Source organism: Shewanella sp. Isolate13, assembly GCF_022398325.1.
GTDB lineage: Bacteria > Pseudomonadota > Gammaproteobacteria > Enterobacterales > Shewanellaceae > Shewanella.
Map to the genome: position 1 here is coordinate 269,938 of NZ_JAKEVD010000001.1, position 7,893 is coordinate 277,830.

General features: G+C 46.8%; 7 protein-coding genes. 2 read left to right on the forward strand and 5 right to left on the reverse strand.

Features of this window, described 5'->3' with window-relative positions:
- Positions 1 to 11: 11 nt before the first annotated feature.
- Entirely contained in the window at positions 12 to 896 is an 885-nt protein-coding gene (locus tag L1D44_RS01110; protein ID WP_239888467.1) for a radical SAM protein, read from the reverse strand.
- A 172-nt stretch (positions 897 to 1,068) separates the two neighbouring features.
- Between L1D44_RS01110 and L1D44_RS01115 the strand changes: the two genes are divergently transcribed.
- Entirely contained in the window at positions 1,069 to 1,314 is a 246-nt protein-coding gene (locus L1D44_RS01115; protein ID WP_239888468.1) for a hypothetical protein, read from the forward strand.
- Positions 1,315 to 1,397: 83 nt separating this feature from the next.
- On the opposite strand, the gene L1D44_RS01120 is transcribed toward L1D44_RS01115, so the two are convergent.
- The 3 genes from L1D44_RS01120 to L1D44_RS01130 form a co-directional block, all read right to left on the reverse strand.
- The gene (locus tag L1D44_RS01120; RefSeq protein WP_220767826.1) at positions 1,398 to 1,856 is read right to left on the reverse strand and encodes a GNAT family N-acetyltransferase; all 459 of its coding nucleotides are present in this window, start codon (positions 1,854 to 1,856) and stop codon (positions 1,398 to 1,400) included.
- A 142-nt stretch (positions 1,857 to 1,998) separates the two neighbouring features.
- Complete coding sequence (locus L1D44_RS01125) at positions 1,999 to 3,543, reverse strand: DHA2 family efflux MFS transporter permease subunit (protein ID WP_239888483.1); 1,545 nt, start codon at positions 3,541 to 3,543, stop codon at positions 1,999 to 2,001.
- A gap of 41 nt (positions 3,544 to 3,584) precedes the next feature.
- Positions 3,585 to 4,658, reverse strand: a complete 1,074-nt coding sequence (locus L1D44_RS01130) for an HlyD family secretion protein (RefSeq protein WP_239888469.1) — start codon at positions 4,656 to 4,658, stop codon at positions 3,585 to 3,587.
- 94 nt (positions 4,659 to 4,752) lie between these two features.
- Between L1D44_RS01130 and L1D44_RS01135 the strand changes: the two genes are divergently transcribed.
- Positions 4,753 to 5,700 carry a LysR family transcriptional regulator gene (locus L1D44_RS01135; protein ID WP_239888470.1) on the forward strand — a complete coding sequence of 316 codons (948 nt, stop codon included), beginning with the start codon at positions 4,753 to 4,755 and terminating at the stop codon, positions 5,698 to 5,700.
- Between the two features lie 126 nt (positions 5,701 to 5,826).
- On the opposite strand, the gene L1D44_RS01140 is transcribed toward L1D44_RS01135, so the two are convergent.
- Positions 5,827 to 7,755, reverse strand: coding sequence for a cytochrome c3 family protein (locus L1D44_RS01140; RefSeq protein ID WP_239888471.1), 1,929 nt, complete (start codon positions 7,753 to 7,755; stop codon positions 5,827 to 5,829).
- Positions 7,756 to 7,893 lie beyond the last annotated feature (138 nt).

A 7,893-nucleotide genomic window follows, 5' to 3' on the forward strand; every position in this document is an offset into this window, starting at 1 on the left:
CAAAGTTCGATTTAAAGTCCCCTTTGCCACTCCTGCCGCAACTGAATTTGAGCCGGTGCATTCATTGCAGTTTCTACCTGCGCGATGAGCGCTTGCTTATCTTTACCCAGCACGCCCTTTAGCACCAAGTAATTGGAGGCGTGATCCGAGCGAAAAACCGTTTTACTCAGCTCAAGTTTACTCAGCAAAATATGCATCTCTTCAAACAACTGCGCCTGATCCGGCAGCTGAAAGTGACCGTCAAAAGCCTCATCCATTCGCTCAGTGCCCAGAGGCAAAGTCACCACTAAGGTCGACAGATATTCAGGCTGCGCGGCATTCATCAACTTGGCGGAGTTTTCGGCGTGCTGCTTGGACAGTTCTACTCCACCTAACCCATTTAAGATCATCACCGAGGCCTTGATCCCCGCGGCTTTGATCTTCTGTAACGCCGCTAAGGAGGAGGCAAAGCTTTCCCCCTTATTAATGCGCGCTAATATCTCGTCATCGCCGCTTTCACAGCCGATATAGAGCAAACTTAGCCCAAGCTCTCTTAAACGCTGTAACTGCTCGGGGGTCTTATTATTGATATTACGTGGCAGGCAATAACTGCTTATTCGTGTCACGTTGGGCAGATACTTTTTTATCAATAGGCAGATCGCCTCAAGACGTGCAAAGGGGAGTGTCATGGCATCGCCATCGGCTAAAAACACTCGTGATATATGCGCACTCGAGTTAGCAACCGCGATAAGATCCTGCTCTATCTTGTCCGCTTTCTGCGCTCGAAATCGTTTCTGGGGCTGAGTATACATGTCGCAAAAGCTACACTGATTCCAACTACAGCCGTTGGTGACCTGCAGAATAAGAGATTTCCACTCCGATGGCGGACGAAATACTGGTTCGATATAGTTGAGCACCGCATTCTCCTTAATACGTTAATCACACGAAAAAAAGTTGAACACTTTTTCTCACAAAAATAGATGTTTATTGAACTGGCCCATTATTTATCGGATAAAAACTAGTCATATTAGCCGGCGGTTGTATACTTAACCACTACTGGATTAACACGCTGCCTATAGAGAGAAGAATATGCTAATTGCATTACAATCTAAAGAGAAGCGAAAGGCTCCACGCCATCATGACGCTCATTGGGACGCCATGAGTGCTGAGCAGAAGATTGCTCTATATGATCTACATAAGTTTGGCTTCCGCTTACTGTTTGTCCGCCAGCTGCCGTCAGGACCGCAAGCCTTTATTATGCAGAATAAGACCCTTGCTGTGATCAGTAAAAATGGTGACGTTGACTACTCACCCGATGTGAAGTTAAGAGCATAATTTACTTGAAACTTCCGCAAGTAAAATATTGAGCAACAAAAAAGCGCACTCAAGTGCGCTTTTTTTGTATCGGTTATTCGATGCTAGCTCTTTAAGGTTAACAACATATCGATATGGGGGATCCCATCCTCGAGATACATCTCTGAAACGGGTTCAAAACCTAGCTGCTGGTAAAAGCCTTTCAGGTGCTCTTGACCACCTAGCTGAATATTGTGCTCAGGCCATTTCTTAGTAGAAATAGCTATCGCTTTTTGCATTAATACATGAGCAACCCCACCACCTCGCGCAGACTCAGCAACAATGACACGGCCAACGCTGGCATCAGGATAGCTCACCCCAGGAGCCAAGACCCTCGCATAAGCCTGGATCACCCCCTGTTCATTGAGGCCAAGTAGATGTTGAGTTTGGCTATGGCGGTCTTTATCGTCTAGCTCTGGATAAGCACAGTTTTGCTCAACCACAAATACGTCTACCCTAAGCTTAAGCAGATCGTATAGTTCATTTAGTGAAAGTTCAGAAAAAGATAAAGATTTCCAAAGCATAGGAAGCTCTCCAAAACAACGCAATAGAGCCGCAGTCTAGCACTTAACCCTAAGTAATAACTACGCCAAAGTCGCGTTAAATCAACCACTGCCGTATAAAGCAGCGGTTGCATAGATTAAAGTGAGGATAGAAACGAATTTTCTATACCTGCTGTGGTATCGGTTTACGTATCGACAATACGGCAACAACGGCCACTAGGAGTAAACCCGCCATAATGAAGAACACATCATTATAGGCTTGCACCATTGCCTGCTGCTGCATGGTCTGCCCAAGCAGTGCCGATGCTTGCTGACTCGCGGTAACCGAGTTCGATCCTGCCGCTTGCAACATCGCCGCTGTACTGCTTAAGTAATCACTTGCCAGTGGACTGACTGCAGGCAAGGTTTCTTTCATCTGCGCTAGGTGAACTCTACCTAAGTTATCGATCAGGGTCGATACCATGGCAATCCCCACCGCTCCACCTAAGTTTCGCACCACGTTTAACACCGTCGATGCAGAGGCATTCTCATGCTTTTGCAGCCTAGCCGTAGCCAACATACCAATTGGCACCATGATAAATGGCTGGCCGATAGCACGTACCACCATAGAGGCGATTAGCTGAGGGCCGGCAAAATCGGCAGTCATATGGCTGTTCATATAATAACTTACCCCGAACATGAAAAAGCCAAATGCCGCTAGATAACGATTATCGAAACGCTGCATCAACATCGGCATAAATGGCAAAATCAGCAGCTGTGGAAAGCCCAGCCACATCAGAACCTCACCTATCTCTAACGAGTTGTAATCTTGGATCTGTGACAGGTATAGCGGCACCATATAGATGGATGAAAACAGCGCTAAACCTAACAAGAAATAGGCGATAGTTGAGATGCTAAAATCGCGATTAACAAGTAGCCTTAAATTAACCAGTGGCGCCTTGCTTTTTAACTGCAGATAGACAAAGAGCGCAATATTCACCGCCGCAACGATAGCAAGGTTACGTATAAACTCTGAACCAAACCAATCCTTACGATTTCCCTCCTCTAGTACCACCTCTAAACAGCCCATCCCCAATGCCATGGTGATAATACTACTGACATCGACATTCTTGAGTTCAGGCCAGTTAATTGGTTTTTTCACCAGACCATAGGCAAGCATCGACATCACCACAAGCCCCGGTGGCACATTGATATAAAACAGATAGTGCCAACTAAATTGCTCGGTGAGCCAGCCACCTAAAGTGGGGCCAATTGAAGGGGCAAACGTGGCGGTAAGGCCAAAAAGCGCCATACCTACCGCCCGTTTGCTGTCGGGAAGATATTCTAGAATCAACCTGAAGGCCATCGGGATCAAGGCGCCACCAAAGAAACCCTGCATCGCCCTGAACGCGATCATCGATTCTAAATTCCAAGCAATCGAACAAAGTAGCGATGCTAAGATAAAGATAGCGCTGTTCCACAGCATATAGCGACGTATGTCTAAGCCTTTACTGAGCCAACCCGATAGCGGAATGGCGATCATCTCTGCCACTAAATAGGCGGTAGCGATCCAAGAGCCCTCCTCCAGCGTGGCACCTAAACCGCCTTGGATCTCTTTCATCGACGCATTAGTGATCTGAATATCCAAGATCGCCATAAAGGCGCCTATCAAGCCGCCAAATACCGCGATCCAGGCTCTGCGACTACCGGGCTCAACCTGTTGAGTCATAGCAACATTCGTTGTCGTGCTCCCCACTTGGCTAACAGACATTACAGTTGCGCTCTATTGGCTACCATAGCCGAATCTAAGCTATCGCTTGCGGTATCGACTTTCACCAGTGCACTCAAGCCAGGCACAATCCTGCCCTGCTCAAGCTTTTGGGCGGCATTGTCATCTAGGCGAATTCTCACCGGGATCCGCTGCACGATCTTAGTAAAGTTACCCGTGGCATTTTCCGCTGGCAGTAGGCTAAATTTAGCTCCCGAAGCCGGAGAGAGGCTGTCAATCACCCCTGAAAATGTCTTTCCGGAAAACGCATCTAACTCAATCGCCACCTTCTGCCCTGCATGCATCTTAGCAATTTGGGTCTCTTTAAAATTGGCGGTGATCCACACAGCTTCATCAGGCACTAGACTGTAAATCGCTTGTCCAGGCTGCACATATTGCCCCTGCTGCGCACCACGCTTACCGACTATCCCTGTAAACGGGGCAGTAATTTGGGTATCTGCCAGTTGAATTTGCGCTAACTGTAAGCCAGCCTTAGCCTGCTCAACACTGGAATCAGCCTCGACTAACTGTGCGTTATAGACTTTAAGCTCTCTTTGCTTCGCCACTAATGCCGCATGCATTTCATCGACATGGGCTGTCGCCGACTCGAAGGCCGCTTGGGCTTCATCCACTGCATCTTGAGAGCTGTAATTTTTCGCCTTCAGTTTTGAGGCTCGAGTCAGTTGCTGCTGACTACGCACTCGCTCGGCCTCTGCTGCAACCACACTGGCTTGCGCCTGAGTTATAAGCGCTTGCTGTAGATCAACCTGCGCATTGAGTGTCTGCAGCTTAGCCTTAGCACTAGCTAACACGGCTTGGTTTTGCGCGACCTTAGCCCTGTATTGACTATCTTCCAATTGGGCGAGCAACTGGCCTTTTTTGACATGCTGGTTATCGGTGACAAAGGTGGCTGTCACATAGCCAGGAACTTTAACGCTGATATGAGAGATGTCAGATTCGACATAGGCATTATCTGTCGACTCAAAATTACGTACTTGGGTCCACCAATAATAACCGCCGGTTAATAACGCAATAATAAGAACAGGAATCCCGAAAAATAACTTAGTTTTAGACATGAATGACTCCTTGATTAGTGAGTCATAGTTTACTACTGTCTCTGTATATTTATTAGATAGCTAAAAAATTACCCACTGTTCCACAGGTGTAACAATGATAGATCTCAATCGCATTCAAATGTTTGCCCAAGTCGTCGAGCAAGGAAGTTTTACTCGGGCTGCCAACGCCTTGGGTCTGACAAAGGCTACCGTAAGTCGTAAAGTTGCCGAACTAGAGGCCGATGCGGGAGTACAACTGCTGCATAGAACCACTCGCGCACTTAAGCTCACCGAGGCCGGAGCCGACTACTTTCATCGTGTGAATCGGATCTTAACTGATCTTAAGAATGCCGAAGATCAGCTCAGTGCGAGGCAACAGACGATTAAGGGTCACCTTAAGATTGTCTGCCCTATCGAGATGGGGCAGCTCTATTTTGGGCGGATCTTCGCCCAATTTCTAGCGCTCTACCCCGATATAACTATCGAAGCGGAGCTGACTAATCGTCAGGTCGATGTGATAGCAGAAGGGATTGATCTATTGTTTCAGATCACCGCAGAAACCGATGATAGATTACAAACCTATGCCCTGATCAATACTCCAAAAATTCTGATGGCCAGCCCAGATTATCTCGATAGATTTGGCGAGCCCACCACCCCAGAGCAATTACGACAGCATCAATGTATCCGTATTAGCTCTCCCCATATTGACGGCAACTGGATGCTGTTTAATGGCAAAGAATGGGTGACAATAGAGCCAGAATCGAGACTCGAAACCAACAATATCACTCTGATGCGAGAGGCGGCGATTGAGGGCTTGGGGATCGCAGCGATACCGTTAGTGATTGCTCACAATGCCCTAGAGGAGGGTGAACTAGTAACAGTACTGAATGACTTTCCGATGAAGCAAAGCCTAGTCACTATGAGTATGCCACAGCGAGTGTACCTACCGCGGCGTTATCGAGTGTTTATCGAGTTTCTCTATCAAGCGTTATTCAATAACTGGCAAGATAAAGTGCTAGATGTACCTGATTTTATCGAGCGTCCTGAATTCGACAGTAATTAGCAACAGAAAAAAGGCGCTAGATAAACGCTATTCAAAATCAGCGGAAAACTATCTCGAATAGCGCTTAAATCGCGCCTCAAAAAGTCATGGGCTAGCTAGTTGCAGGGAGAAGCTAGCCCTTACTTTTTATTCCTTACGGTCAAACACGTGGTACTTCTCGATTCCGTATGAACGACCTTCAGCATGACAGGTTGCACAAGACTCAGATGTTGGCTGAGTGAACCATTCGCCCTTAGTATCAACTTCAAGATTAAGCTCACCACCATTTGAAATCATATGGTTAAGTGCTTGGTCATTGTTGTGACAGGCAAAACAGTTAGCAGTGATTGGACTTGTAGCCACACCCGATTGCCCACCATTGAAGGCTTTCGATAGCATGTACTGATTAGGCACCGCGTTTAGATCTATGCCGTCAGCATGACAAGCCACACAGTTTTCAGCATTAAGCTTAGTGGCAGAGTTCGGCTCACCTGTCACAGCTGAACTACCGACTCCCCAGTGCATGCTGTGAACCATAGGACCAAAGCCTGGTGCAGAGTTCTTCGAGCTACGATCTTGACCATTGTTATGACAAGCAACACAACCTAAACCACCATCACTGTAGCTACCATTCTTGTGGTAATTGGTTTCGTTGTTGTGACATGTTGTACAGCTATCTAGAGTGACACTATGACGACGGTTGTACTCTTGAAGTAACTCTTCATTTGAATCAACAACATCTGAGTAACTGGTCAGTGAAACGCCGTCATAACCACCATCATCATCTTGTTGCTTGAAGGTCACTCTTGAGCTTGCTGTAAAACCAGCGTTAGCAAAGCCAGCATCAATGCCATCTAAACGCACGTAACACACGGCCCTTGAACCATCATCCTTTTCCACGTATTGGCTATTTACCACACCACCAGAGTCTCGTGGACTTGGGCGACCAACAATAGAGTCATTATCATATGCGTGGATGTAGGCTCCAGCATAAGTTAACGTGCCTGCAGCATATAGCTCTGCAATATTAAGCTGAACAGCTGTTTCACCCTCAGTATTAAATAGTGCAATATCGGTACACCAGCCACCAGTGGTTTCATGCTCATCCCATACCAAGCTGCTATCAGTGTACGGCGCAGAGGTAGTCGTGTAGTGCTGCTCTCTTATGTCAGCTCTTTCACCTACTTTCTTATGGAATAGGCGCACATCATCTGACTCATCAAAGCTGCTATAGGTCATGGCTACTGCAGCTGAACCGACACCTGCAGCTTCATGACAGTCGGTACAGGTATTCATGCTATTTACCTTAGTGATAGGTTCAGCATGACAGGTGTAACAGTTAGCAGGTTCGAAGTCTTTCTCAAACTTCTGATGATTGATATGACCAATTTTCTGCATAGAGTTACGAGCATAGCCGCCATTATCACGTACCACATTGCCGTGACAAACCATACAACCGGCCACGAGATCGGTTTCACCATCGGTATTAATCGCAGTGTAGCTAGGATGCTTTAATTTAGACGCGGCATAGTCAACGTGACAACCGTGACAGGTTGCGGTTGAAGTGGTGTGTAACCCTTCGGACTTATCAACTATGATGTAATTTGATTTAGCGATATTCTCACCGCCACCAACAGCGATTCGAATGATCCCTTCAGTCCCCGCATTAACTGCCGGCATTGGTGCTAAAAACTCATAACGACCACTTTCCGTCATGGTAAGACTTGCGCCTTCGGTAGCCTCATTGGCACTGCCACCGGCAATGGTGCCTTCAAAATCGGGACGACTGCGGGCAATGCCTTTATCTGTCAGCTCCGCAACCTCGGCGCTCACTTTTTCCAGCCCACTGACAAGCAGACCTTCTTCATTAGTGACTTCAAACTCAAAACGCACCGCGCCCTCTTCTAGGGTGTGGCTCAGCATTTCAACATTGGTGATCTCAGTCGCCTCGACTACTGGTGGTAATGGGCTGGTACCATCTTCGCCATCACTACCATCTTTACCGTCAGTACAGGCGGCGAGGCCAAAAGCTGCGGCGACGATAAGCGCCGCTTTGCATCTATTAAAATTTCTCATCATCACTCCATAACTATAATTAAGTCGTGATCTTTTACTCCCCCTTAAATACCTTATTAGTAGTAGGTGATTATTTTTGTGATTAATTCCCCAACAATTAATTTATTTAAGTCCAATCATTAAATAAATAAACAAACA

Coding starts and splice junctions, on each gene's coding strand:
- L1D44_RS01125 (WP_239888483.1), bottom strand. CDS start 3,543: ATGACTCAACAGGTTGAGCCCGGTAGTCGCAGAGCCTGGATCGCGGTA.
- L1D44_RS01135 (WP_239888470.1), top strand. CDS start 4,753: ATGATAGATCTCAATCGCATTCAAATGTTTGCCCAAGTCGTCGAGCAA.
- L1D44_RS01120 (WP_220767826.1), bottom strand. CDS start 1,856: ATGCTTTGGAAATCTTTATCTTTTTCTGAACTTTCACTAAATGAACTA.
- L1D44_RS01115 (WP_239888468.1), top strand. CDS start 1,069: ATGCTAATTGCATTACAATCTAAAGAGAAGCGAAAGGCTCCACGCCAT.
- L1D44_RS01140 (WP_239888471.1), bottom strand. CDS start 7,755: ATGAGAAATTTTAATAGATGCAAAGCGGCGCTTATCGTCGCCGCAGCT.
- L1D44_RS01130 (WP_239888469.1), bottom strand. CDS start 4,658: ATGTCTAAAACTAAGTTATTTTTCGGGATTCCTGTTCTTATTATTGCG.